The sequence below is a fragment of the Streptomyces sp. col6 genome (genome assembly GCF_008042035.1).
In the GTDB taxonomy this organism is placed as follows: domain Bacteria; phylum Actinomycetota; class Actinomycetes; order Streptomycetales; family Streptomycetaceae; genus Streptomyces.
On sequence record NZ_RDBL01000066.1, the window covers coordinates 1 to 1,320 of the forward strand.

Below are 1,320 nucleotides of genomic sequence, written 5' to 3' on the forward strand. Positions count from 1 at the left end.
TAGTCCGGTAGGGGAGATGATGCAGAAGCGGGTGCCGTCGTCCATGTACCAGTCCAGACGTTCCTCGAAGCGGGTCACTGTACTGCAGGTCTGGTAGTCGCCCTTCTCCTTGCGATCCAGAAGGATCAACTGGGCACCCTTCCCAGCCCAGAGGGTTCCCTCGAACTCATAGAGCTCTTTGTCCGCATCCCTGCTCTCGGGGCGTAGAGGATCGTCATCGAGGTCGATGCCGTAGTCCTCAGCAATGTCGACTGTCACGGACCTGTACACGCCGGACGGGTTGTCTGCCGTGTCGGCGGGCGTAGCAGTTGGTGTCGCGGCAGTCGACGCACGCGGTGTATCCGGCGGCTGTGCGGTGACTGTCTCAGTCACGGTCACGGTCGGGGCCGCAGGTCGTGCGGTTGGCGAGTTCACCAGAAACGGCAGTCCGAAGAAGCCGAGCACCAGCCCCAGCGCAGCGGTGATCGCGGAAACCCACGCGGCCACGTCCCGGCTTCGTCCGCCAGGCGATGGGGGCGGCGTCGGCGGCAGGGCGGGGGGTGGTGTTGGAGGGTCGGGTGTCGGCGTCATCTGCTCCCCGTGTCCTGCATGGTCTGGGTGGCGCTAACAGCACGTGCCTCGCCCTGATTCGGGCCTAGGCCGCCGCTCCGTCAGCGATATGGGAGTTCAGACTGTCGCACTGCTCCACGGCCTGTCGAGACTCAAATCAGCTGCACAGAAGGGCATCGCCAACGGGCCTTGGCCCCGGATCGTGGACACACCAGACACTGGATCCTGCGGATCTGAGACCGGACATCTCGTGGTCATGAAGAAGAACTACCCGCCGGAGTTGAGGGCCGACGCGCGCAACCAGGTCAGTTTCCTATCCCGCCCAGTCGAGCCCCAGGTTGGTGAGGGTGGTGAGTTGGTCGTCGCTGAGTTTGTCGCGGCGGTTTTTGTGGTTGCTGAGGAATACGCCCAGTCGTACGGTCGTCCCGTCCGGCAGGTGTTCGATGTGCTGCCGCCCGACAACTGTTGTGCTTTCGCGTGTGATGTATTGCTGTAGGGCTTGTACGCCGCGTTGGAAGGCTTCGCTGCCTTTCCCGTTCTCAGCTTTCGCCGCTTCCTTCGCTGTTGCCTGCGCTGCTGGCTGCGCTGTTCCGTGCGTGGGGAGCGCTGCTTGTGCCTGGGCCTGTGCTGTTCCCTGTGCTGTTGCCTGTGCTGTGCCCTTATGGGTCTTTGCCGCGCCCCGTCCTGCGTTCTTACGGGCTGGTGCAGCGGCTCGTGGTCGTACCCCGAGCTCTTCCAGCCGTCGCTGCTGCTCGGTGTTGAGTTGTGTCC

At 63.7% G+C, this 1,320-nt stretch carries 2 pseudogenes; both read right to left on the minus strand.

The window, feature by feature from the left end:
• Positions 1-486, minus strand: a pseudogene (locus EAO73_RS35330) (hypothetical protein); the annotation flags it as partial.
• Between the two features lie 376 nt (positions 487-862).
• Positions 863-1,320 (minus strand): annotated as a pseudogene (locus EAO73_RS37015) (hypothetical protein); the annotation flags it as partial.